General features: G+C 72.6%; 18 protein-coding genes and 1 pseudogene. 11 read left to right on the forward strand and 8 right to left on the reverse strand.

What is annotated here, in order from left to right; all coding sequences use genetic code 11:
• Positions 1-21: 21 nt before the first annotated feature.
• From hisC to hppD, 3 genes are all read right to left on the reverse strand, one after another.
• Complete coding sequence (gene hisC / locus ACFHWS_RS08530) at positions 22-1,107, reverse strand: histidinol-phosphate transaminase (protein WP_416567948.1); 1,086 nt, start codon at positions 1,105-1,107, stop codon at positions 22-24.
• A 14-nt stretch (positions 1,108-1,121) separates the two neighbouring features.
• On the reverse strand, positions 1,122-2,030 hold the full coding sequence (locus tag ACFHWS_RS08535; RefSeq protein ID WP_416551989.1) for an RDD family protein: 909 nt from the start codon (positions 2,028-2,030) through the stop codon (positions 1,122-1,124).
• Between the two features lie 144 nt (positions 2,031-2,174).
• Complete coding sequence (gene hppD, locus ACFHWS_RS08540; protein ID WP_416567949.1) at positions 2,175-3,428, reverse strand: 4-hydroxyphenylpyruvate dioxygenase; 1,254 nt, start codon at positions 3,426-3,428, stop codon at positions 2,175-2,177.
• 130 nt (positions 3,429-3,558) lie between these two features.
• Here hppD and ACFHWS_RS08545 point away from each other — a divergent pair, with 130 nt between their 5' ends.
• Positions 3,559-4,059, forward strand: a complete 501-nt coding sequence (locus ACFHWS_RS08545) for an Lrp/AsnC family transcriptional regulator (protein WP_416551987.1) — start codon at positions 3,559-3,561, stop codon at positions 4,057-4,059.
• On the opposite strand, the pseudogene ACFHWS_RS08550 reads toward ACFHWS_RS08545, so the two are convergent.
• Positions 4,043-4,718 (reverse strand): annotated as a pseudogene (locus tag ACFHWS_RS08550) (ArsR/SmtB family transcription factor). The gene ACFHWS_RS08545 and the pseudogene ACFHWS_RS08550 overlap by 17 nt on opposite strands.
• Before the next feature lie 83 nt (positions 4,719-4,801).
• On the opposite strand from ACFHWS_RS08550, the gene ACFHWS_RS08555 reads away from it, so the two are divergent.
• From ACFHWS_RS08555 to ACFHWS_RS08565, 3 genes are read left to right on the forward strand one after another with little or no spacing between them, the layout of a single operon-like run.
• The gene (locus ACFHWS_RS08555; RefSeq protein WP_416551985.1) at positions 4,802-6,046 is read left to right on the forward strand and encodes an MFS transporter; all 1,245 of its coding nucleotides are present in this window, start codon (positions 4,802-4,804) and stop codon (positions 6,044-6,046) included.
• 57 nt (positions 6,047-6,103) lie between these two features.
• A complete protein-coding gene (locus ACFHWS_RS08560; RefSeq protein ID WP_416551984.1) occupies positions 6,104-7,522 on the forward strand; it encodes a hypothetical protein in 1,419 nt (472 codons plus the stop codon).
• A 51-nt stretch (positions 7,523-7,573) separates the two neighbouring features.
• Positions 7,574-9,256, forward strand: a complete 1,683-nt coding sequence (locus ACFHWS_RS08565) for a fumarate hydratase (RefSeq protein ID WP_416551983.1) — start codon at positions 7,574-7,576, stop codon at positions 9,254-9,256.
• Positions 9,257-9,503: 247 nt separating this feature from the next.
• On the opposite strand, the gene ACFHWS_RS08570 is transcribed toward ACFHWS_RS08565, so the two are convergent.
• Entirely contained in the window at positions 9,504-9,710 is a 207-nt protein-coding gene (locus ACFHWS_RS08570) for a hypothetical protein (RefSeq protein ID WP_416551982.1), read from the reverse strand.
• 218 nt (positions 9,711-9,928) lie between these two features.
• Here ACFHWS_RS08570 and ACFHWS_RS08575 point away from each other — a divergent pair, with 218 nt between their 5' ends.
• Positions 9,929-10,120: a hypothetical protein gene (locus ACFHWS_RS08575; protein ID WP_289208252.1), complete on the forward strand. Its 192-nt coding sequence runs from the start codon at positions 9,929-9,931 to the stop codon at positions 10,118-10,120.
• Positions 10,121-10,243: 123 nt separating this feature from the next.
• Here ACFHWS_RS08575 and ACFHWS_RS08580 read toward each other — a convergent pair whose 3' ends face one another.
• Complete coding sequence (locus ACFHWS_RS08580; protein ID WP_416551981.1) at positions 10,244-11,704, reverse strand: alkaline phosphatase PhoX; 1,461 nt, start codon at positions 11,702-11,704, stop codon at positions 10,244-10,246.
• Between the two features lie 477 nt (positions 11,705-12,181).
• Between ACFHWS_RS08580 and ACFHWS_RS08585 the strand changes: the two genes are divergently transcribed.
• On the forward strand, positions 12,182-12,619 hold the full coding sequence (locus tag ACFHWS_RS08585) for a CPBP family intramembrane glutamic endopeptidase (RefSeq protein WP_416567950.1): 438 nt from the start codon (positions 12,182-12,184) through the stop codon (positions 12,617-12,619).
• Here the strand turns inward: ACFHWS_RS08585 and ACFHWS_RS08590 are convergent, their stop codons facing one another.
• Positions 12,620-13,459: a LysR family transcriptional regulator gene (locus ACFHWS_RS08590; protein WP_416567963.1), complete on the reverse strand. Its 840-nt coding sequence runs from the start codon at positions 13,457-13,459 to the stop codon at positions 12,620-12,622.
• Between the two features lie 103 nt (positions 13,460-13,562).
• Here ACFHWS_RS08590 and ACFHWS_RS08595 point away from each other — a divergent pair, with 103 nt between their 5' ends.
• Entirely contained in the window at positions 13,563-14,315 is a 753-nt protein-coding gene (locus tag ACFHWS_RS08595) for an SDR family oxidoreductase (RefSeq protein ID WP_416567951.1), read from the forward strand.
• Between the two features lie 109 nt (positions 14,316-14,424).
• On the opposite strand, the gene ACFHWS_RS08600 is transcribed toward ACFHWS_RS08595, so the two are convergent.
• Positions 14,425-14,886 carry a hypothetical protein gene (locus ACFHWS_RS08600; protein ID WP_416567952.1) on the reverse strand — a complete coding sequence of 154 codons (462 nt, stop codon included), beginning with the start codon at positions 14,884-14,886 and terminating at the stop codon, positions 14,425-14,427.
• A 331-nt stretch (positions 14,887-15,217) separates the two neighbouring features.
• Between ACFHWS_RS08600 and ACFHWS_RS08605 the strand changes: the two genes are divergently transcribed.
• The 4 genes from ACFHWS_RS08605 to ACFHWS_RS08620 are packed head-to-tail and all read left to right on the forward strand — an operon-like array spanning position 15,218 to position 23,629.
• Positions 15,218-16,828, forward strand: coding sequence for a TIGR02677 family protein (locus ACFHWS_RS08605; protein ID WP_416567953.1), 1,611 nt, complete (start codon positions 15,218-15,220; stop codon positions 16,826-16,828).
• Entirely contained in the window at positions 16,825-18,075 is a 1,251-nt protein-coding gene (locus ACFHWS_RS08610; protein ID WP_416567954.1) for a TIGR02678 family protein, read from the forward strand. Before ACFHWS_RS08605 ends, ACFHWS_RS08610 begins: the two co-directional genes overlap by 4 nt.
• Before the next feature lie 38 nt (positions 18,076-18,113).
• Positions 18,114-22,322 (forward strand): TIGR02680 family protein, encoded by a 4,209-nt coding sequence (locus ACFHWS_RS08615; protein WP_416551973.1) that lies wholly within the window; start codon positions 18,114-18,116, stop codon positions 22,320-22,322.
• Positions 22,319-23,629: a TIGR02679 family protein gene (locus ACFHWS_RS08620; protein ID WP_416567955.1), complete on the forward strand. Its 1,311-nt coding sequence runs from the start codon at positions 22,319-22,321 to the stop codon at positions 23,627-23,629. The genes ACFHWS_RS08615 and ACFHWS_RS08620 overlap by 4 nt, the downstream gene beginning before the upstream one ends.
• The last annotated feature ends 89 nt before the right edge of the window (positions 23,630-23,718 follow it).

Raw genomic sequence — 23,718 nt, forward strand, 5'->3', positions numbered from 1 at the left:
GGACGGCTTTCACCCGTACCGTCAGAGCGCCGCTTCGGCGGCCGCCAGGAACGCGTCGTTCTCGGCCGGCGTACCGATGGTCACCCGGACCCCGTCGCCCGCGAACGGGCGCACGATCACCCCGCGTGACTCGCAGGCCGCGCCGAACGGCACCGCACGCTCACCCAGCGGCAGCCAGACGAAGTTGGCCTGACTGTCCGGCACGTCCGGCACCAGTCTGCGCACCACGTCGGTGACCCGGGTCCGCTCGGCGATCACCAGATCGCACCGGCGGCGTACCTCGTCGGCCTGGTCGAGCGCGGCCAGCGCCGCCGCCTGCGCCAGCGCGTTGGTGCCGAACGGGGTGGCCACCTTGCGTACCGCCGACGCGACCTCGGGATGTGCGACCAGGTAGCCGACCCGCAGCCCGGCCAGCCCCCACGCCTTGGACAACGTGCGCAGCACCACCACGTTCGGCCGGTCACCGTAGACGGCCAGGCCGTCGGGTACCTCGGCGTCGGTGACGAACTCCCGGTACGCCTCGTCCAGCACCACCAGTACGTCGTCGGGCACCGCGTCGAGGAACCGGTCCAGCTCGGCCCGGCGAACGCTGGTGCCGGTCGGGTTGTTCGGGTTGCAGACCAGCATCAACCGGGTCTGCCCGGTGACCGCCGCAGCCATCGCCGGCAGGTCGTGGCCGTGGGTCGCGGTGTTCGGCACCCGCCGGCTGCTCGCCGCCGTGGTAGCCGCGATGATCGGGTACGCCTCGAACGACCGCCACGAGTAGACGACCTCGTCTCCGGGCAGGCAGGTGGCCCGGACCAGATGCTCGCAGAGCGCCACCGACCCGCAGCCGGTGACCACCCGCTCCGCGGCCACCCCGAGCCGTTCGGCGAGCGCTGCCCGCAGCGCCAGTACTCCCATGTCCGGGTAGCGGTGCGTCGACGTCGCCGCCTGCGTCACCGCCTCGACGACGCCGGGCAGTGGCCCGTACGGCACCTCGTTGCTGGCCAGCTTGATCGCCTCTGGCAGGCCGAGCTCCCGGGCCAGGTCGACCGGGCTGCGCCCCGGCACGTAGCTGGGCAGCGCGTCAAGGTCGGCGCGGGTCAAACCGAGCGAGGGGGGCATCGGGGGGCCTCCTGTCATGCGGAGCTTCCGGGGGTGTCGCGGTCCGTGCCCGGACCGCCGGTCCGGCCGCCGCCGGGGCCGGCGGCGGCCGCCGGCACGCCGGGCGGCAGCTGCACCACCACGGTCTGCGCCGACTTGTCGTGCAGCGCCTGCCGCAGCGGCCGGTCGAACAGCAGGTAGACGCAGTCGATCAGCTGAAGGATGAAGCCGACGCAGCAGATCCACAACAGGGTGGGCAGGCCGAGGGTGTTCCACCGGCGGAACGACCGGGCGAAACCGAGCTGGCCACCCGGCTCGACCGGCACCACCTTGATCCCGGCCAGCCGCTTGCCGAGGGTCTGGCCGGTGTTCGCGACCGCCGGCACCTCGTACGCCCACCAGATCGCCGCCGCCAGCAGGATGATCACCATCTGCAGCCCGGAGGCACGCTCGGTGACCTGCGGTAGCCCTTCGGTCGACCGGTCATTGGCCAGCGATCGCCGCCAAATTTCGCTGAACGTGGGCCAGGTCTCCACCACGTACTGCCAGACGAACCAGCCGTTGATGAAGATGTTGAGCAGCAGCACCGCGCCGATGTCGATCAGCCGGGCGGCCAGCCGCGCGCCGAGCGGCGCCAACGCCATCCCCTGCGGCCGGGGCTCCGGCGGCGGCAACTGGTAGCCCGCCCAACCCGGCGGCGGCGCCGCCGGGTAGTCCGGCGGCGGAGGTGGGTAGCTCTGCGCCGGGTAGCTCGGCGGTTGCGCCTCCGGCTCGGCCGGTGACGGCGGCCCGGCGGATGCCGGTGGCTCCTCGGCCGGTGGCGGCCCGTCCGGCGGGGTGACGTCGGCCGGCAACGGCGCACCGATCCACCCGCCGCCGTCCCAGTAACGCTGGGTGGTCGGGTCTGCGGGGTCCTTGTACCAGCCGGGCGAGATCGACGTCACCGGGCGGACCCCGCGGTGCAGCCGGTCGACCGGGGCGGACTGTGCATGCTCACCCTGGCACCTTAACGACCGGCCCGGCCGGCACCGCAGCCTGTCGACGGTCCACCGGCCGCCCATCCGAGTTCCTGGGTCGCCGGTTCGGGTTCAGAGGTTGCCCCGGCTCTCCTGCTCCCGTTCGATCGCCTCGAACAGCGCCTTGAAGTTGCCCTTGCCGAAGCCGAGTGACCCGTGCCGTTCGATCAGCTCGAAGAAGACCGTCGGCCGGTCCTGCACCGGCTTGGTGAAGATTTGCAGCAGGTAGCCGTCCTCGTCCCGGTCGACCAGGATCCGGCGGGCCTTCAACTGCTCGATCGGGGCGCGGACCTCACCGATGCGGGCCCGCAGCGCGGGGTCGTCGTAGTACGAGTCCGGGGTGTCCAGGAACTCCACCCCGGCGGCCCGCATCGCGTCCACCGACGCCAGGATGTCGTTGGTGGCCAATGCGATGTGCTGCACCCCCGGCCCGCCGTAGAACTCCAGGTACTCGTCGATCTGCGAGCGGCGGCGGGCCACCGCCGGCTCGTTGAGCGGGAACTTCACCTTGCGGCTGCCGTTGGCGACGACCTTGCTCATCAACGCCGAGTAGTCGGTGGCGATGTCGTCACCGATGAACTCGGCCATGTTGGTGAAGCCCATCACCCGCTGGTAGAACGCCACCCACTCGTCCATCCGGCCCAGCTCGACGTTGCCGACCACGTGGTCGACCGCCTGGAAGAACCGCTTCGGCTGCAGGCCGGCGTCGACCAACGGCGTACGGTCGACGATCGGTGGCCGGGCCACGAAGCCGGGCAGGAACGGGCCGTCGTAGCCGGACCGGTCGACCAGGGTGTGCCGGGTGTCGCCGTACGCGGCGATGCTGGCCATCCGTACGGTGCCGGCGCTGTCGGTGAGGTCGGCCGGGGCGGCCAGCCCGGTCGCGCCCTGTGCCAGGGCGTGCGCGTACGCGGCGTCCACGTCCGGTACGGCGAGCGCGATGTCGGCCACCCCGTCGCTGTGTCGGGCGACGTGCGCGGCGGCTGAGGCGTCGGCGTGCCCCGCCCCACGCAGCACGAACCGGGCGGCGCCGCTGGTCAACACGTACTCGGCGTGGTCGCGGAAACCCTGCTCCGGGCCCCGGTAGGCGACGCAGGTCATGCCGAACGCGGTGGAGTAGAAGTGCGCCGCCTGCTTGGCGTTGCCGACCAGGAAGGTCAGGTGGTCGACGTCGTGCACCGGGAACGGGTCGCGGCTCTCAGCGGCAACGGTGGCGGCGGTGTCACCGGTCGTGGCGGTGTCACCGGTCGTGGCGGTGTCACCGGTCGTGGCGGTGTCACCGGTCGCGGTGGAGGTGGCGTCGCGGGAATCGGTCAGGTAGGTCATGATCGTCCTCCCTTGGGGCCGGCCGATCGGGTCGCCATGGCCGGTAACGGCAGGATGGGCGATTCATCCCCACTGGGCAACCGCCTCGTCAACGGCTGGGCAGGCTGACCACTCGGTAGGGTCGAGGCCCATGGACACTGAACAGAATGTCCAGCTCGATCAGCTGGACGCTGAGCTGATCGCCCTACTGACCACCGAGCCGCGGATCGGGGTGCTGGAATGCTCCCGGCGGCTGCGGGTGGCCCGCGGCACCGTGCAGGCCCGGCTCGACAAGCTGATCGACCGAGGGGTGATCAACGGCTTCGCCCCGCAGGTGTCACCGGCCGCGATCGGTTTCGTGGTGACGTCGTTCGTCACCCTGGAGATCGGCCAGCGGCACGGGCACGACCCGGTCGCCGAGCACCTGCGCGCCATCCCGGAGGTGCTGGAGGCGCACACCATCAGCGGCTCCGGTGATCTGATGTGCCGGATCGTGGCCAGGTCTAACGCCGACCTGCAGCGGGTGCTGGACCAGATCCTGGCGTACGACGGGATCCGCCGGGCGTCAACGATCATCGCCCTGGCCGAGCAGATCCCGTACCGCGTCCTGCCGTTGGTGCAGGCGGCGGCTGACGTCACGGGTCGGCGCTGAGCGCAGCGCCCAGCGCGGTCCGCTCGTAGCGGACCTCGCGGCCGGTGCGGGTCCGGCGCACCAGACCGGCCTCCCGCAGCACCGCGAGCTGCCCGCCGACGGTGCCCACCGCCACGCCGAGCTGGGCGGCCAGCTGGCTGGTGGTGGCCGGCACGGCGAGCGCCCGCAGCACGGCAGCCCGCCCCGACCCGGTCAGCCGGTCCAGCCCGTCGGCGGCCCGGTCGGCGCTCGGCAGGCCGAACAGGCCGGCGACGCCGCGCGCCCGGTAGCCGATCGCGTACGGCCACGGTGGATCGAGGTGCAGGCTCAGCGCACCGAACACGGTCGGGGTGCGGGGGATCTCGTCCCGGGCCCGGTCGTTCGGGGTACGGCGGACCACGGCGAGCTGGTCGGCGAAGGTCAGCCCGACCCCGTCCGGCGGCGGCTGGACGAAGTCGGCGTTGTAGCCGTTGCGGTGGGTACAGCGCCGTGATCGCGGCGATGCCCGGCCGGGTGCGGCGCAACGCGGCGTACCGGTCGCGGTGCCGGTGCACCCAGGGCAGCAGCGGTCCGGCGGTCTGGACCCCGGCCAACAAGCACAGCGCGGTCATCGTCTCGCCCAGCGGGGAGATCGCAAACCGGCTGGCCGCGACGTCGGCCGGGCTCACCTCGATCCGCATCCGGCCGCTGTCCACCTCCCGCGACTTTTCGCCCTGCGCCGAAAGGTTACCGCCGGTCGGCGTACCGGCGGCATGCTTCGACGGTGACCACTCCCACCACCACCACCACCAGCGCACCGCCGATCGACCGGGCCACCTTCCGGGACCTGTTCGCGGTCGGCGAGTTCCGGGCGCTCTTCGCCAGCTACGGCATCTTCATGATCGGCGAGACGGTGAAGATGCTCGCCCTGTCCGTGCTGGTCTACCAGCGGACGAACTCGCCGCTGTTGGCCGCGCTGGCCTACGTCGCCGGATTCCTGCCCAGCGTGGTCGGTGGGATGTTCCTGCTGGCGTACGCCGACCGCTGGCGGCCCCGGGCGGTGATGGTCGGCTACGACCTGATCCGGGTGGTCACGGTGGTGGTGCTGGCGATCGGGGTGCTGCCGCCGGTCGGCGCGCTGGCGTTGGTGTTCACCGTCGGGCTGGTGTCGCCGGTGGCGGCGGCGGCCCGTACCGCGCTGCTGCCGGATCTGCTGGCCGGCGACCGGTACGTGCTGGGCCGGGCGTTGTTCACCATCACCGCCGGGGCCACCCAGGTCCTCGGGTTCGCCGTCGGTGGCGCGCTGATCGGCCTGCTCGGGCCGTACGGCGCGCTCTGGGCCACCGCGGTGACCTGCCTGACCTCGGCGGTGCTGATCCGGTTCGGGTTGTCCGACCGGCCGGCCCGGGTGGTGGGGGCCGCCGCGACCGGTGGCGCGGTTCGCGAGACCTGGCGGGTGAACCGGCGGCTGCTCGCCGACCCGCCGGTACGCGGTCTGCTGCTGGCCACCTGGCTGCCAGGCGCGCTGCTGGTCGGCGCGGAAGGGGTGGTGGTGCCATACGCGGGTGGCGAGGCTGCCGCCGGGGCGCTGTTCATGGCCGGCGCCGGCGGGATGCTGCTCGGTGACCTGGTGGTCGGGCGCTGGGTGGCGCCGGCCCGGCGGGAGTCGTTGACCCCGTGGCTGGCGCTGCTGCTCGGGGTGCCGATGCTGGCCTTCGTGGCCGATCTCGGGCTGCTGGTGGCGGCGGTGCTGTTCGGGGCGGCGACGTTCGGGTTCTCGTACCATCTGGGGTTGGCCCGGCGGTTCCTGGACGCGGTGCCGGCGGACCGGCGCGGCCAGGCGTTCGGGTTGTCCCACATGGGGATGATGACCGGGCAGGGGCTGGCCGCCGGGGCGGCCGGGCTGGTCGCCGAGTGGGTCACGCCGGGGCTGGTGATGGCCGGTTTCGGGGCGCTGTCGCTGGTCGCCACGCTGCTGCTGTGGCGACAACTCCGGGTACCACGCATGAATGTCCCCCGACACGCCTAAAAGCCGCATTTCGGTCGGCCGGCTGTTCTGCTGGTCAGGCCCGGCTACGGTGGCCCGATGGCGAAGGGGAGCGCGCCGTGCGTGAAGTGCTACCTGGCCTTCGCGCTCGTCGTGGTCATCGTGCTCGCCGCCACCGGCGTCTGGAACCCGTTCCCCGGCCTGTGGGACTGGGTCAACCGCAGCCAGCCACTGGCCGACCCGGACGTCACCTGGCAACAGCGGGTCGGTGGTACGCCGCGCGCCGTCACCATCACCGAGCGCGCCGTCATCGTCGAGCACCGGCTCAAGGTCGAAGGACGCAGCATCACCTCCGGCAACCAGGTCTGGGAACACAAGGCCGACTGGGCGGCGGTCGCCGGTGACGGATCGGATCAGGTGGTCGCCACCGGCGAGCTGCTCACCGACGGCTACCAGGTGCTCAACCCGGCCACCGGTGCCGTGCTGCGCGCCGACGACGCCGCCATCGCCGTCTGGACCTACCGCGACGCGCTGCTAGACGTACGCTGCGCCGGCCCACGCGACTGCACGCTGACCGCCTGGGACCCGCGCGGCAAAACTCCACGGTGGACCGCTCAGCTGCCCGGCATGGGCTTCGTACTGTTCGCCGACAACCCGAAACTGGCCACCAGCCGGCCGTTGACCGCCGCCGACGTCGCCGACGACGCCGGCGGCCCGCAGACCATGCCGACCGTGCTCGGCTTCCCGATCGACGGCAAGATCCACGTCGTCGAGACCCGCACCGGGCAGGTCCTGCAGGAGCTGGAAGAGGACCGGCACGAACGGATCGTGGTCTTCGCCGGCCGGGTGTTCAGCCTGGTCGCCACCCCACGCGACGGTGCCTGCTACTACACCGCGCGGGGCATCGACCCGGTGACCGACCTGCCCGTGTGGCAGCGAACCGGGATCAACCTGCGCACCGCCGACCGGATCGGCTGCGCCCAGCGGGACAACCCGACCGGCGGCGCCAACGTCCTCGCCGGCATCGCCCCCGACATGCGGGAGACCGTCATCGACGCCTACGACGGGCGGGTGCTGTGGACCGGCGCCGCCGGGCAGGAGCTACGCGCCGTAGACGACCGGTACGCGCTGACCCGCTCCGCCGACGGCGAGACCCTCCAGGCGTACGTGCTGCCCACCCCGACACCCCGGTGGACCCGCCCGATGCACCCGGACGCGCAGCTGGCCCTCACCCGGCACGCGGCCCTGGTCGTCGACCGCAAACCGGACCGGGTCGTCGCCCTCGACCCGGCCACCGGCACCGAGCTGGTCAACCTGCGTACCTCGGCGGAGGTGCTGGCCGTCGGACCGCGCGGCATGGTCATCGGCGACGGCCGGGAGATCGGCTACGTCCGGTTCGCCGGCGCCGCCGCCACCCCGCCGGCCGGCGGCCCGGACGACCCCGCCGATCCCGGCGGCCCCGACCCCGGCCTTACCTGCGGCGGCGCCAAGCAGGAGGACTGCCCGGCCAAGGGCTGACCCACCCGGGGGTTGGGAAGTCGGGTCACCTCTGGCCTAGGCTTGCCGGTCATGAGCAGTGCCGCCCCGTTCTCCCACACCCCGCTGCTACCGACCGGCGACGACCTGACGGAATACCGCCTGATCAGCGACGAAGGCGTCGACGTCGTGCACGGGCCGGGCGGGCGACGGTTCCTCACCATCGAGCCGGCGGTGCTGACCGCGTTGACCGCCGAGGCGATGCATGACATCGCTCACTACCTGCGCCCGGCGCACCTGGCCCAGCTGCGGGCGATCCTCGACGACCCGGCCGCATCACCCAACGACCGGTTCGTCGCCCTCGACCTGCTGCGCAACGCCAACATCGCCGCCGGCGGGGTGCTGCCGATGTGCCAGGACACCGGCACCGCGATCGTGATGGGCAAACGCGGCCGGCACGTGCTCACCGACGGCACCGACGAGCGGGCCATCGCCCGGGGCGTGTACGAGGCGTACACCAAACTGAACCTGCGCTACTCGCAGCTCGCGCCGATCACCATGTGGGAGGAGCGCAACACCGGGTCCAACCTGCCGGCCCAGATCGAGCTGTACGCCGAGGATCCGGGCGGACAGCCGGACGCGTACAAGTTCCTGTTCATGGCCAAGGGCGGCGGCTCGGCCAACAAGTCGTACCTCTACCAGGAAACCAAGGCGCTGCTGAACCCGACCAGGATGATGAAGTTCCTGGAGGAGAAGCTGCGGCTGATCGGTACGTCCGCCTGCCCGCCGTACCACCTGGCGATCGTCGTCGGCGGCACGTCGGCTGAGTTCGCGCTCAAGACCGCCAAGTACGCCAGCGCCAAGTACCTGGACAACCTGCCGACCAGCGGCAGCATCGGCGCGCACGGCTTCCGCGACGTCGAGCTGGAGGCGCAGGTCCTCGAACTGACCCGGCAGTTCGGCATCGGCGCGCAGTTCGGCGGCCGCTACTTCTGCCACGACGTACGGGTGGTCCGGCTGCCCCGGCACGGCGCCTCCTGCCCGGTGGCGATCGCCGTCTCCTGCTCCGCCGACCGGCAGGCCGTCGCCAAGATCACCCCGAGTGGGGTGTGGCTGGAGAAGCTGGAGACCGACCCGGCCCGCTTCCTGCCCGACGTCACCGACGAAACCCTCGCCGCCGATCAGTCCGTCGACGCCGACGCGGTCCGGGTCGACCTGAACCGGCCGATGGCCGAGATCCGCGCTGAGCTGTCGAAGTACCCGGTGAAGACCCGGCTGTCGCTGACCGGCCCGCTGGTCGTCGCCCGCGACATCGCGCACGCGAAGATCGCCGAACGGCTGGACGCCGGTGAGCCGATGCCGCAGTACCTGCGCGACCACGCCGTCTACTACGCCGGCCCGGCGAAGACCCCGGAGGGGTACGCGTCCGGCTCGTTCGGCCCGACCACGGCCGGGCGGATGGACGCGTACGTGGAGAAGTTCCAGGCTGCCGGCGGCTCGCACGTCATGCTCGCCAAGGGCAACCGGTCCGCGCAGGTCACCCGCTCCTGCGGTACGCACGGCGGCTTCTACCTCGGCTCGATCGGCGGCCCGGCGGCCCGGCTGGCGCAGGACTGCATCCGGCACGTCGAGGTTCTGGAATACCCGGAGCTGGGCATGGAAGCGATCTGGAAGATCGAGGTGGAGGACTTCCCGGCGTTCATCGTCGTCGACGACAAGGGCAACGATTTTTACGCCGAGGTCACCAAACCCGTCCTCACCGTCGGCCGCCGCTGACCCCATGGGTTCCGCACAACGACGGAACTGGGCATCGCTTCTCGAACCCGTCGGCTACTTTGCATCACTGTTCTTGAGCGCACGGTAACCCTCCTGGGTGGGGGGCCGGTTGGGCTTGATGCACCTGTGGCATCAAGCCTGCGGAGGCATCTTGGGTTCCCCGCCCCAACCCGAGAAACACCAACCCGGAGCAAATTCGAAGCCCTCGGCTGCGGTCGAGGGCGTCGTCCGTGTCGGGGTGTTCGGGTCAGCCCCGACGGTCAATAGTGCGAAGTTCGTAGATGGCGCGGGAGCCCTGGCCGCTGTCGCGGTCGGACAGCGTCAGGTGCTCGGTCCGAACGGTGACCTCATGGCCCCCGCCCGATCCTGCTTCCATCCACACCCTGACCCGGCTGTGCTCGGGCAGTGGACGCGGGCCGACCACCAGTACGCCGCTCGTTTGGATCTCAGACATCGGACCTCCCTGGTTGGGGCGGGTCAGTACCGGGAGTGCCGATCAGGACCCACCGTCTCCGAATGCCAACTATCACAACCTTAGTTTGGCCAAACGTCAAGTATTCAAGTTGGCCTACTCTGCGGATACGTGAGTTGGCCTAGTGTCTGACCTGCTGAAATGGCCAAGTGGCGGACCTGGAGGCGGCGGTACGAAAGTTGCGCACGGCGCAAGCTGCGGTGCCTCGTGCTGAAGAACGGGCCGCCCGCCTCGTGGCCGAGGCCCGGGTGAAGGTGGACCGGGCACGTGCCGATCTGGCCGAAGCGATCAGGGCCGCCGATCGGGACGGTGTGCGCCAGGTGGACATCGTGGCGGCCACCGGCTACAGCCGGGAGCGGGTCCGGCAGATCATCCGCGACGGCGAGACCTGACGTTGTCCGCCGGGGTACCCGTCGTCTGCCGGCGGCGGCCTGATCTCAAGGGGCGGCCCACGGCGTCACTGACCAGCGGCGGGTGGGACCGGTCGGTCCCACCCGCCGTGCAGAGCGATCGGGTCAGCCCAGGTACTTCTCCCACGGGCCGGTGATGGCCAGGGTGAGACCGGGGTCCTGCATGTTGACGAAGAGCACCTTGCCGTCGTCGGTGAAGACCGGCCCGCAGAACTCCGAGTCGTTGAGCTGGTTGCGGGCGATCGCGTAGGTCGGGCCGCCCGGGACCGAGCTGAGCACGTGGGACGCGCCCGAGCCGTCCTCGGCCAGCACCAGGCTGCCCCACGGGGTGACGGTCACGTTGTCCGGACCGTCGAAGGTCAGATCGCTGTACCTCGCCGGCGTACCCTCCTCCGACGAGGTCTGGTGCGGGAAGTACGTGACCAGCTGGATGGTCTCGGCCCGGTAGTCGTAGAACCAGACCATGCCGTCGTGCGGGGCGGCGTCCGCCGGCAGGTCACCGTCCTCCCAGGCGTACGAGTTGACCACGTACACGCCCTGGTCGGTGCCCCACACACCTTCGAACTTGCGGCCCCGAGTGACCTGACCGTCGGCGAACTGCTCGCGCAGGGGAGTGGTCCGGGCGTCGCGTTCCGGCACCTCGATCCACCGTACGGGGAACGGGCGGCCCAGCTGGGCGGAGGTCAGGTAGGCGACGTCCGGCAGCACCGAGCCGTCGTCCATGATGATCTGCATCGCGGCGAGGGTGCCGGCGTCCGGGGCGAGCCGGGTCAGCACGCCGGGGCCGAGCTTGACGCGGCGCGGCGCGGTCCACCGGTAGAACAGACCGTTCGGCCCGCTGGCGTCCTCGGACAGGTAGATCTTCGTACGGTCGGCGTCGACCGCCAGCGCCTCGTGGGCGTACCGGCCCAGGCATTTGATCGGCGTCGGGTCGGCGCGGCCGTCGGCCCGGACCTCGAAGACGTAGCCGTGGTCCTTCTGGTACGTGCCGGTGCGGCCGTCCTCGTCCCACTCGTCGCCGGCCCGGTCGTCGGTCTCCTCGCAGGTCAGCCAGGTCCCCCACGGGGTCGGCCCGCCCGCGCAGTTGTCGACGGTGCCGGAGATGGCGACGAACTCGCCGAGGTTGCGGCCCGCCCGGTCGGTCCTGATCACCGTGCAGCCGCCGGCGTCGACCGCGCCCGGGTCGTAGACGGTGCCCGCGACGTGCGGTACGCCGAACTCGGCCCCCGGGCCGAGCTCGTGGTTCTGGATCAAGGTGTACCGGCCGCGTCCGGCATCGAAGACGGCCATGCCGTCGTGCTCGGCCGGGGTCAGGCCCTGGCCGCGGTCGAGCCGGGTGACGCCGGTGCGGGTGACCACGGTGTAGCGGAACCCCTCCGGCAGGGCGAGGATGCCGGCGGGGTCGTCCACCAGCGGCGGGAACGGTACGTGGCCGCCGCCTCTCGGCGGGTGGCTTCGGCCGGGGTGGGCCTGGGCCAGCGACGGAAGGCCACCGGCGACGGCGAGGCCGACGCCAGCGGCGCCGGCGACACCACCGGCGAGCAAGGTACGACGGGAGGAAGGCACGTCGATCGGGCTCCTGTTCAGCTCGAGGGTGTTGACGTAACGCAACCCCCGCGGACCGACGGCCACCCGTCCGTACGGTGATGATTCGGCGACATTGATGTAAAGAATCGAGGTCGCCGCTGTCGGTGAACTCAGTGCGGGCTCGGCCAGGGTCGGTACCGACGGCGGACTTCGCCGATCCACCGCCGGCACCTGGCTGCCGACCGCGAGACGATCGTCCGGCTGCTCAGACTCATGTCGCCTACGGCTGCCAACTGGGTCGTCACACACGACCGAGTGCCTGAGGTGCTCGCCCGGCGGTCTGCTGTCATCGGTGGGGCAGCGTCACCCAGTTTCTGGTCGCGAGGAGTGTGGTATGCCGCATATTAGGTAGACGAGGAAACCGCCCTCATCGCCTGGTGGTTACGCCGCCACGGGCTGACCCGCCGAAATCTCGGCCTGACCTCGCGGCACTGGCGGCGGGACATGCTGATCGCGGTGGCCACCGTTCCACCCCGCCTGCTACTGGAGTTCGGGGTGCTGATGCCGGCGGCCGGCGGCGAAGCCAACCCCGAGGTCCAGGAGATCCTGCGCATGTCCGCCGCCGGGCCGGCCGCGTTGACCGCCACCCTCTTCCTGGGGATCGTCGGCGGCGGCATCGCCGAGGAGCTGTACTTCCGCGGGTTCCTGCTCGGGGCGATCCCGCAGCGGTCCGCCCGCCCCCGGGTGGCGCTGTGGGTGGCGGCGGTCGTCTCGGTGGTCCTGTTCGGCGTGCTGCACCTGCCGGCCAGCGCGCTGGACGGGCTGTCCATCACCGTCGCCGGTCTGGTCTACACCGGGCTGTTCCTGGCCACCCGCCGGCTGACCGCGCCCATGGTGGCCCACGCGCTGTGGAACGCCGCCGCGCTCGGCACGGTCCTGGTCAGCTACGGCTGATCACAGCTGGGTGGCGGTCCGGACGAGCCCGGCGACGGCACGGGAGCGGTTGTCCGGCAGCCAGGCGAGCACGGTGGTGACGTGCGGCGCGTCGGTCAGCGGCACTGCCGTGTGCGCGCTCCACAGCCACGACCGGGACGAGGCGCACAGCACGGCCATGGTGTGCCCGAGGGCGATCAGCTGGGCCAGCTGCGACTGGTCGTGGATCTCCGGCCCGGGTCCGGGTTCGTACGTACCGTCGGGGCGCGGCCAGCGGGCGACCGGCAGCCCCGGCACGTCGCCGATGTCGGCCATGGTCAACGACGTACGGGTGGCGAGCGGATGCCCGGCCGGGAGGATCGCGACCTGCTGCTCGGTCAGCAGATCCTCAGTGTCGAAGCCGGTGAGCGAGTCGAACGGCCGCTGCATCAGGGCGGCGTCGGCGCGGCCGTCGCGCAGCATCCGCGCCTGGTCGCCCATGCCGCACAGCAGCACGTCGATCTCGGCCGCGTCCGGCTCGACGGCGTGCGCGTCGAGCAGCTTCTGCAGCAGTTCGTGGCCCGCGCCGGCCTTGGTGACCAGGGTCAGCCGGTTCGCGCCGGCGGCGGCGCGGCGGGTACGCCGGGCCGCCGCCGCGGTGGCGGCCAGGATGACGCGGGCCTCGTCGAGCAGCACCTGACCGGCGTCGGTGAGTGCCACTCTTCGGCGGTCGCGGTCGAGCAGGGTGACGCCGAGGCGGCGTTCGAGCTGGGCGATCGCCCGGGACAGCGGCGGCTGGGCGATGCCGAGCCGTTCGGCCGCCCGGCTGAAGTGCAGCTCCTCGGCGACCGTGACGAAGTACCGCAGCTCACGGGTCTCCAGCGTCTCCACGCCGACAACGATACGTCGGTGATACCCGCCGGGTATGACAGCGGAACTCAACTGGTGTAACGACGGCGGCTACCGCCGCGCCACCATCGGCGTCATGACCGAAACGAAGGCTACGACCGGAACGAAGACCGCGCTGGTCACCGGCGCGAACAAGGGACTCGGCTACGAGATCGCCGCAGGGCTCGGCGCGAAGGGCTACCGGGTGGCGGTGGGAGCGCGCGACGCCGCCCGCGGCGAAGCGGCCGTCAAGACGCTGTACGCCGCCGGCGTCGACGCGTTCGCCGTACCGCTGGACGTCACCGACGACCGCAGCGTCACCGAGGCCGCGCAGCTGATCGAACGCACCGCTGGAGGACTTGACGTCCTGGTCAACAACGCCGGCATCGCCGGCGAGACCGGGCCGGGGTGGGAGCAGGACCCGACCACGCTCGACCTCGACGTGGTCCGCCAGGTTGTCGACACCAACGTGTACGGCGTGATCCGCGTGACCAACGCGATGCTGCCGCTGCTGCGCCGGTCGCCGTCGCCGCGCATCGTCAACATCTCCAGCAGCGTCGGCTCACTGACCTGGCAGTCCGACCCGGAGATCAACGTCGGCCCGATCATGGCGGCCTACTCGCCGACGAAGACGTACCTCAACGCGATCACCGTGCACTACGTGCGGCAACTCGCCGGCACCGACTTCCTGATCAACACGGCCTGTCCGGGGCTGGTCGCCACCGACTTCACCGGCGGTGTCGGGCGTCCGGTCCAGGAGGCCGCTGCCACCCCGATCCGGCTGGCCACCCTGCCCGACGGCGGCCCGACCGGCACGTTCGTCAACGACGACGGCAGCATCCCCTGGTGATCTCCCGGTCCTGTCGGTGACTCCGCCTTTCTGGTGACCGGGCTGGACCAGCCCGGTCACCAGAGGGGGACCGGCGCGGCGGGCGGCGGGGACGGGCAGCGCCGACGGTTCAGCGTCCGGGCCGTCGGCTACGACGCCGGCCCCACCGTTTGTCGCCCCCATCACTGCCGTTGTCACCGGATCCGCTGTTGTCGCCGCTGCCCGGCCCGAGCAAGGTGCAGGACGCCAGCCGGGTCAGCCCGGTCGGCCGCGCCGCGTGCCGGCCGGTCGCGATCTCGATCCGTTCGAGGGCGGTCAGCCGCTTGTCCCGCAGCGTCCCCACGATCGCGTTCTGGGCGAAGTTCGGGCCGCCCTCGCCGGCTGTGGTCAACAACCGTTCGTTGGCCTCGGCGATCTGCCGGTCGAGCAGGTTCAGATTCTGGTCGACCTCGGCCGCTGCCTGCGCCGGTACGGCCGGCAGCCGGTCCCGTACGGTCGGGCACTCGACCATCGGGTTGGCCTGCGTCCGACCGTCCGTGCTGTGCCCGGCATGGAGGGCGTCGTAGCTGACCGCGCAGTCGACCAGCGACATCAGATCGGTCGGTCGGGTCGCCCGGTCACAGGCCCGCGATGTCCGCGGGTGACCTTCGACATCGGCCGGTCCACGCAGGTGGGCAGGCAGCCGTCGGCCCGCTGCCGTGGGGTGAGGCAGTTCGGTTCGTGCTGCTTGACCTGGTGCCGCAGGTGTCTCGGTAGCCGAAGGCCGCGATCGGGCAGCGGCCAGGATGCTCCGGCAGCCCTCGTCGAGGGCTGGTCACCTCCACCACCGGGCCGGCGAGCGCGTTCCGCGCTGCAGCATCCGGCGCGGCAACCACGAGCCCGCTGTGCGTCGTGGTCCGATCCGGGTCTGCGATGATGGCGGGATGTCCACCGGTACCTCACCGGCCGTCCAGCCGTTCGCGCACCTGCAGGCGCAGAACGTCACCCTGTACCGGGACGTGCTGGACGCCTTCGTCCGGGCGAAACGTCGGTTCACCGTGCATCTGCGGCCGGAGGACGTCCTGGCGGAGATCGGCCCCGGGGCGTCGCTGGAGGCCGTCGCGGCGGCGCTGGCCCAGCTCGCCGAGTGGGGCAACCTGCGGGCCGACCCGGACACCGGGCGGGTCACCACCGTAGAAGACTTTCACCGCGCTCGCTACCTCTACCAGTTGAGCGCGCACGGCCACGCCGCCGAGCAGGCCATCGCCACGTACGAGGAGGCGATCGGCCGACGCGGCGCCCTGCAGTCGGTGGCGCTGTCCGACATCGCCGACCAGCTGCGCGCCCTGCTGGGCATCGCCGCCGAGGCCGCCGCCGGGTCCGCTCCCGACCCGGCGAAGACCCACCTGCTGATGCTGAGCCTGGTCGACCGGTTCACCGGGCTGGCCGACAACGCGCAGGCGTTCATGGCGTCGCTGCGGCGGGCCGTCGACTTCGCCGACGCGGATGTGGCGGCCTTCCTCGCGTACAAGGAACAGCTGATCGCGTACCTCGAACGGTTCATCGCCGATCTCGCCAACCGGGGCGCGGAGATCGCCAACCTGGCCCACCGGATCGAGGCGACCGGGGTACGCCCGCTGCTGGAGATCGTGGCCCGCCGGGAGGCCGTCGACGCCGCACCCGGCGAGGACGCCGACGACCGGGCACTGCATCAGGCGCGGGTGGTCTGGCAGCAACGCTGGGACGGGCTGCGGGACTGGTTCGTCAGCGGCGACGCCAGCCGGCAGTCCCAGGCACGGCTGCTGCGTACCGCCGCCATCGGCGCGATCCGGCAGCTGCTCGGCGCGGTGGCGTCGATCAACGAACGCCGGGCCGGCCGGTCGGACCGGTCGGCCGACTTCCGGTCGCTGGCGCTGTGGTTCGCGCAGGCCCCCGACGACGAGGCCGCGCACCGGCTGTGGCACACCGCGTTCGGCCTGTCGCCGGTGCGGCACCTGACCGTCACCGGGGAGACCCTGGCTGCGGCCGAGCAGCGACCGGTGCCGGCGTCGACGTCGTGGGCCCAGGCACCCCGGCTGGAGATCAGCCCTCGACTGCGCAAGACCGGATCGTACGAGCGGCGCGGCTCGCCGAGCCGGGTGCTGGACCGATCCGCGCAGCGGCGGCAGTTGGCCGAACGTGCCGAGCGGGAGACGGCCCAGACGGCCCGCGCCCGAGCGGCGTTGGCCACCGATGGGCCCGTCCCACTGTCGCGCCTCGGTGAACTGGACACCGCCGAGTTCCGGCTCTTTCTCCATCTGCTGGGCGACGCGCTGGCGGCCCGGCGGCCGGACGCCACGGAGGTGACCACCACCACTTCCGACGGCACGCTACGGGTACGCCTGGTCCGCGTCGACGGGGCGCCGCCGGTGCGGATCGTCACCGCCGACGGGGTGCTCACCGGGCCGGAACATCTGGTCGACATCACCGACCTGACTCCGACCGGAGCCGACCTGGTCTCGGCCGGTCTGGTCTCTGCCGGAGCCGATCTCGCGGCGGTCGGGGTGGCCGGGTGAGGGCGCGCGGCCCTGCCGAGGGCGACTCCTCGGGCCGCCTGCAGCGGGCCGCCCGGCTGCTGCTCGCCCGCCCGCTGCTGGTCGCCGGGCTGACCCCGGACGGCGAGTTCCGGCTGGTCCGCACGTACGCCGCAGAGCTGCGCGAGTGGTTCGACCGGGAGACCGGGTGGCGGCTGGTCGCCGACGCCCAGACGATCCGGCTGATGAAGCTGACCGCCGACCCACAGGACCAGACCCACCCGGCTCGGGACCCGAAGGCCAGGACCCCGTTCTCCCGGCAACGGTACGTGTTGACCTGCCTCGCCCTGGCCGCGCTGGAACGCGCCGACGGGCAGATCACCCTGGGCCGGCTGGCCGAGGACGTGGTGCTGGCCGCCGCCGATCCGGCGCTGGCCGCCACCGGGTTCACGTTCGCCCTGGACCGGCGGGAACGGCGGGCCGACATGGTGGCGGTGGTCCGGCTGCTGCTGCACTGGGGGGTGCTGCGTCGGGTGGCCGGCCACGAGGACGCGTACCTCGGCACCAGCGGTGACGTGCTCTACGACGTGGACCGGCGGGTGATCGCCGGCCTGCTGGCCAGCAGCCGCGGCCCGTCGATGATCGGTGACGTGGCGCCGGACGGCCGGTTGGCGGCGCTGACCGTCGAGGTGGTGCCCGATGTCGAGGATGCCCGCAACCGGGCGCTGCGGCACCGGCTCACCCGGCTGCTGCTCGAACAGCCGGTCGTCTACTACGACGAGCTGACCGAGGCCGAGCTGGCCTATCTGACCAGCCAGCGATACGCCATCCTGAACCGGATCACCCAACTGACCGGGCTGGTCGGCGAGGTACGGGCCGAAGGGGTCGCGATGGTGGACCCGGCCGACGAGCTGACCGACGTCCGGATGCCGGCCGAGGGGATGCAGAGCCACCTGACGCTGCTGTTGGCGGAGCGGATCGCGGCGGCCGGCACGGCAGGTGCGGCGAGCGCGGGCGGCCTGCGGGTCAGCGAGCTGCACCGGCACACCCGCGAGCTGGCCCGGGCGCACCGGTCGTACTGGCGTAAACACGCCACCGATCCGGGCGCCGAGGTCGAGTTGGTCGCCACCGCGTTGGACGCGCTGCGTGCCCTGAAGCTGATCACTGTCGAGCCGGCCGAGGATCCGCTGGTCGTAGCCCGCCCGGCGATCGCGCGTTACTCCCTGGCAGAGCCGACGATCCGGGAGACCCGGACCGTCGCCCAGGGGACCCAAACCGCCGCCCGTTGACACGCCCGTTACGCCGACGAGAGGAAGTACCCGTCACCGTGACCGCCGCCGCGATCGAATCCGCACCGACGTCGACACCGGACCGGGAGCTGCCGGTGCCGGACCGGGAACGGTGGCAGCCGCTGCGGGCCGGGCTGGTGGACATCTTCTACTACGACCAGGAGGAGTTCCACTTCCACGGCGGGAGTCTGCTGCTGCGGGGCAACAACGGCACCGGCAAGTCGAAGGTCCTCGCGTTGACCGTACCGTTCCTGTTGGACGGTGAGTTGGCACCGTACCGAGTGGAGCCCGACGGGGATCCGCACAAGCGGATGGAGTGGAACCTGCTGCTCGGCGGCCGGCACCCGCACCCGGAGCGGACCGGCTACACCTGGCTGGAGTTCGGCCGCCGCGACGCCGACGGCACCGCCCGCTACCTGACCATCGGCTGCGGACTGAAGGCGGTGGCCGGGCGCGGCATCGCCCGGCACTGGTACTTCGTCACCAGCCAACGGGTCGGCGCCGATCTGCAGCTGCTCACCCCCACCGGTACGGCGGCGACCCGGGACCGGCTGCGGGACGCGATCGGCCCGGCGGGGATGCTCTACGACCGGGCCGTCGACTACCGGCGGGCGGTCGACGAGGCACTGTTCGGCCTGGGGGACCGGTACGACGCGCTGGTGTCCCTGCTGATCAAACTGCGGCAGCCGCAGCTGTCCAAGCGCCCGGACGAGAAGACCCTGTCCCGGGCGCTCGGCGACGCGCTGCCGCCGCTGGACGAGAACCTGATCGCCCAGGTCGCCGAGGCGTTCCGGGGTCTCGACGACGAACGGGAGACGCTGACCGAGCTGCGCGAGACGAAGAAGGCCGCCGACGACTTCCTCACCCGCTACCGGCAGTACGCGCGGATCGCGACGAAACGCAAGGCCGCGGTGCTGCGGCAGCAGCACAGCCGGTACGAGCAACTGGGCCGCGAGCTGGGCGACGCGCAGCGCGCGCACGAGCAGGCCGACCAGGCGGTACGCCAGGCCGAGGTCAAACTGGCCGAGCTGGACGCGCGCGCCACCGAGCTGCAGGCGCGCCGACGGGCGCTGGCGGAAAGCCCCGAGGCGCGTACCGCCGAGCATCTGCGTCGGCTGCGGGAGGCGGCCGATCAGCGGGCGACGTTCGCCGACCAGCAGGCCAAACGCCTGCGTGACGTCGAGGCGGAGGCGGCCCGGACCCGGCGTACCGCCGAGCAGACGGCGCAGGAGCTGCAGGCGGCGCAGGAGGACGAGGCGGCGGCCCGTACCCGGGTGGCCGGCGGTGCGGTGGCGGCGCGGGTCGCCGACCGGCACCGTGACCGGGTCCTCGCCGCCCTGCCGGACGACTCCGCCCATGGGCTCGACGAGGCGCGCCGCGCCGCCGGCCAGCTGGTCCAGGACCGGCGGGCCGCGCTGCGTACCCTCGATCGACTCCGCGCGGCCGCCGAGTCGGCCCGGACCCTCGCAGACCGCGCCCGGGAGGAGGTCGACCGGCTGGACGCCGAGGTCGCGGCGGCCGACGAAGCGGTCACCGACGCCGAGACCGCCGCCGCCGAACAGGGCGAGACCCTGGTACGGCGCACCGGGGAGTACCTGACCGGCCTGGTCGAGCTGTCAATCGCCGACCCGGAGGCGGTGCTCGGCCGGCTCGACTCCTGGGTGAGCACCCTGGACGGGGACAACCCGGCCGCCCGGGAGGTGACCGCCGCCAGCCGGGCGGCCGCCGAGGCGATCGCCCGAGCCGACGCGGCGGTGGAGACCGAGCAACGGCGGGTCGCCGATCGGGTCGGGGAGATCGACGCCGAGCTGCGTCGGCTGACCGACGGGGCGCACCAGCCGCCGCCGGCACCGCACACCCGGTCCCCGCAGCTGCGCCTCGACCGGCCCGGCGCACCACTGTGGCGGGTCGTCGACTTCGTTGAAGACGTGCCGTCGCAGGTGCGTGCCGGCATCGAGGCGGCGCTGGAAGCCGCCGGGGTGCTCGACGCGTGGATCGACCCGGACGGCACGGTCCGCCACCCGGACAGCGGCGACGCGCTGCTGCGGCCCACCGACGAGGTGGCGACGAACCTCGGGACGCTGCTGCGTCCGGTGATCGACGACGCCGACCCGCACGCCACCGCGCTGACCGGGCCGACCGTCGCCGCCGTCCTCGCCGCGATCGGCCTCGGCGCGGACTCCGGTGCGGCGACCTGGGTCGACACCGACGGCGGCTTCGGCATCGGCGTCGTCACCGGGCGGTGGACCAAACCGGACGCGGAGCACATCGGCGACGGCGCCCGGGAAGCGGCCCGGCGGGCCCGGATCGCCGCGCTGCGGGCCGAGGCCGACGAACTCGCCGCCGTGTCGGCCGACCTCGCCGAGCAACGCACCACACTGGACGAACGTCGGCGGGCGGTCGGCCAGGAAATTGAGAACCTCCCCTCCGACCAGCCACTGCGCGAGGCGCACACCCTGGTCCGTGGCGCCCACCAGCTGCGCCGGGACACCGCCGGCCGGCGTGACGAGGCGGCGGCGAGGCACCGTACGGCGGTCTCGGCGGCGCAGACGGCGTTGGCCGAGGCGACCGACTTCGCCGACGACGTGGGTCTGCCCCACGACGCCGACGGGCTGGCGGAGGTTCGCGACGGGCTGCAGGACTACCAGGTGACGTTGGCCGCCTGGTGGCCCACCCTGACCGGGGTACGCGACGCGACGCGACGCCGCGCCGAGGCGTCCCGCACCTACGATGAGAAGCAGGGGCAACTCGAACCGGCCGCGATCGAGGCGGCCGAGGCCGCCGAGACGGCCCGGCTGGCCCGGGTGGAGTTCGAGACGTTGGACGCGACCGCCGGCGCGACCGTCGCCGACCTGGAACGCCAGCTCCGCGAGGTGGCCGACGCCGAGCAGGAGTGCCAGCGGGAAAGCCGGGAGACCCGGCAGCGCGAACGCGACGCCTGGGGCGCCCGGGGCGACGCCGACGGGCGACGGGACCGGCTGACCGGGGACCTTGCGGAGGCCACCGCCACCCGGGACGCCGCCGTCGAAGTGCTGCGGGCCTTCGCCGACACCGGCCTGATCGCCCTGGCCTGCCCCGAGCAGGAACTACCGGACACCCGACAGCCGTGGGCGACGACCCCGGCGGTGGCCGTGGCGCGCGGCGTCGACCGGCTGCTCGCCGACGTCGACGACGGTGACCGCCCCTGGGAACGGATCCAGCACCAGGTCAGCCTGGACATGAAGGTGCTCACCGACAGCCTGTCCCGGCACGGACACCAGGTGCTGCCCGCCGTCCGCGAGGACACCATGATCGTGGAGGTGGTGTTCCAGGGGCACAGCCGCTCCGTCGCGGACCTGTCCGCCGCCCTGGTCACTGAGATCGACGAACGGCAGCGGGTGCTCTCCGCCCACGAGCGGGAGGTGCTGGAGACCCACCTGGTCAACGAGGTCGCCGGAGCGTTGCAGGAGCTGGTCGCCGGCGCCGAGCAGCAGGTTGCGACGATGAACGGCGAGCTGGAGGAGCGGCCCACCTCCACCGGCATGCGGCTGCGGCTGCTGTGGCGGCCCACCCGCGACGCCCCGCCCGGCCTGGCCGAGCTGCGCGCCCGGCAGCTGCGGCAGAGCACCGACGTCTGGAACGACGCCGACCGTCGAGCGATCGGCGCGTTCCTGCAGGAGCAGATCAGCCGGGAACGGCTGCGCGACGAGGCGGCGACCTGGCACGAGCAGCTCACCCGGGCGTTGGACTACCGGGCCTGGCACGAGTTCGCGATCCAACGCCACCAGGACGGGCAGTGGCGGCCGGCCACCGGCCCGGCCTCCGGTGGTGAACGTGTGCTGGCCGCCAGCATCCCACTGTTCGCCGCCGCGTCCTCGTACTACGGGTCGGCGGGCAATGCGCACGCGCCGCGGCTGATCGCCCTCGACGAGGCGTTCGCCGGGGTCGACGACGACTCCCGGGCCAAGTGCCTCGGGCTGCTCGCCACCTTCGACCTGGACGTGGTGATGACCAGCGAACGGGAGTGGGGCTGCTATCCGCAGGTGCCCGGACTGGGCATCGCGCAGCTGGCCCGGCACGACGGCATCGACGCCGTCCTGGTCACCCCGTGGCGGTGGGACGGGCGGGAACGGCACCGGATGCCTCGGGTCGAGCTGGCGGTACCGCAGCAGCGACCGACCCGCCCGGCCGGCGAACCCGACCCGACCCGACCGGACCCAACCGGACCTGACGGCTCGGAGCAGCCCGCTCTGTGGTCCGCCGAGTGACCGGACCGGACGGCGCGGTGGTCGGGCCTGATCTCGATGTGGTCGGGCCGGATCTTGATCGGCTGCGCCGGCAGCTCGGCGGGGCCGACACCGAACGGGTCGTGCAGCGGGTCCGCCAGCGGATAACCCACGGCCGGCCGCTGACCGGCACGATCTCGCTGAGCCAGCCGACACCGGCCGAGCGGCTGGCGGTGCAACGGCTGCTTGGGCGGCCACCCGGCCGGGGCACCTCGCTGACGGTCAACCTCGACGACCTCGACCAGGTGGTCCGCCGCAGCGGCCTGCACCCGGACGGGCTGGCCGCCGCCGTCGAGACCCTCCTCGGGCCGGTGCCGGTGACCGCCGAGGTCCGCGCCGCCGCCGACGCCGCCTGGCGTACCGTGCTGGCGCCGTTGGACCGGCTCGGCCGCCGCGCGCCGCACCTGGCCGACTGGTGCGGCGATCGCGGTACGGTGGCGCTGGCCCGCCGACTGTCCGGTACGCCGGACGCGGCGGCCCGGCTCGTCGAGCACCTGGTGGCGGTGCTGGCGGCGTTGCCTGCCGACGGTGCTCCGTTGGCCCGGCTCGCCGCGCACACCACCGGCGACGCGCACGCCCTCGACGCCGACCGTCCACTGGCCACCCTCGTACTGTCGGCGGTGCGGGCCGTCTGGTGGCCCGGGGACGACGAACCGACGTCCCCGGCGCAGCGGCGGCGGGCGCTGTGGGACAGCGCCGGTGTCCTTGTCGACGAACTATCGTCGACCGTACTGACGCTCAACGTCGTGGCGAGTCCGGGCAGCCGGCTGTCCGCCCTGACGGCGCCCGCCGCGACGGCCGGTGAGCCGCTCGTGCTGACCCTGCGCCAACTCGGCCGGGAGCGGTCGACTTTCCCGGCCGGCACCGTCCACGTCTGCGAGAACCCGACGGTGCTGGCCGCGGCGGCCGACCTGCTCGGTCCGGAGTGTCCGCCGCTGGTCTGCGTCAACGGCCAGCCGAGCACGGCGGCGCTGCGGCTGCTGACCGGCCTGACGGCCGGCGGCGCGCGGTTGCGCTACCACGGCGACTTCGACTGGGGCGGGGTACGGATCGCCAACCTGTTGCGCTCCCGGGTGCCGTGGCAGCCGTGGCGCTACGACGCCGCCGCGTACCGGGCGGCGGTGGCGGGCGCGGCCGTGGTGGGCGCCGTGTCGGGGACGCTGACCGGCCGGCCGGTCGACGCCGGCTGGGACGCGGAGCTGACCGCTGCGATGAGCCGGCACGGTACGCGGGTCGAGGAGGAGCTGGTCCTCGACACCCTCCTCGCCGACCTGTCCGGTGCCCAGTAGCGCGTGATCATCCTGCCCATAGTCGACTGTCGCACCGGTTGTCCGCTGAACGGGCGTGCGAGTGGCCCAACCGGGTTGTCTGGCCTAGA

Source organism: Micromonospora sp. LOL_013 (assembly GCF_048060315.1).
GTDB lineage: Bacteria > Actinomycetota > Actinomycetes > Mycobacteriales > Micromonosporaceae > Micromonospora_E.

Coding starts and splice junctions, on each gene's coding strand:
- hisC (WP_416567948.1), bottom strand. CDS start 1,107: ATGCCCCCCTCGCTCGGTTTGACCCGCGCCGACCTTGACGCGCTGCCC.
- hppD (WP_416567949.1), bottom strand. CDS start 3,428: ATGACCTACCTGACCGATTCCCGCGACGCCACCTCCACCGCGACCGGT.
- ACFHWS_RS08545 (WP_416551987.1), top strand. CDS start 3,559: ATGGACACTGAACAGAATGTCCAGCTCGATCAGCTGGACGCTGAGCTG.
- ACFHWS_RS08560 (WP_416551984.1), top strand. CDS start 6,104: ATGGCGAAGGGGAGCGCGCCGTGCGTGAAGTGCTACCTGGCCTTCGCG.
- ACFHWS_RS08565 (WP_416551983.1), top strand. CDS start 7,574: ATGAGCAGTGCCGCCCCGTTCTCCCACACCCCGCTGCTACCGACCGGC.
- ACFHWS_RS08570 (WP_416551982.1), bottom strand. CDS start 9,710: ATGTCTGAGATCCAAACGAGCGGCGTACTGGTGGTCGGCCCGCGTCCA.
- ACFHWS_RS08595 (WP_416567951.1), top strand. CDS start 13,563: ATGACCGAAACGAAGGCTACGACCGGAACGAAGACCGCGCTGGTCACC.
- ACFHWS_RS08600 (WP_416567952.1), bottom strand. CDS start 14,886: ATGTCGCTGGTCGACTGCGCGGTCAGCTACGACGCCCTCCATGCCGGG.
- ACFHWS_RS08605 (WP_416567953.1), top strand. CDS start 15,218: ATGTCCACCGGTACCTCACCGGCCGTCCAGCCGTTCGCGCACCTGCAG.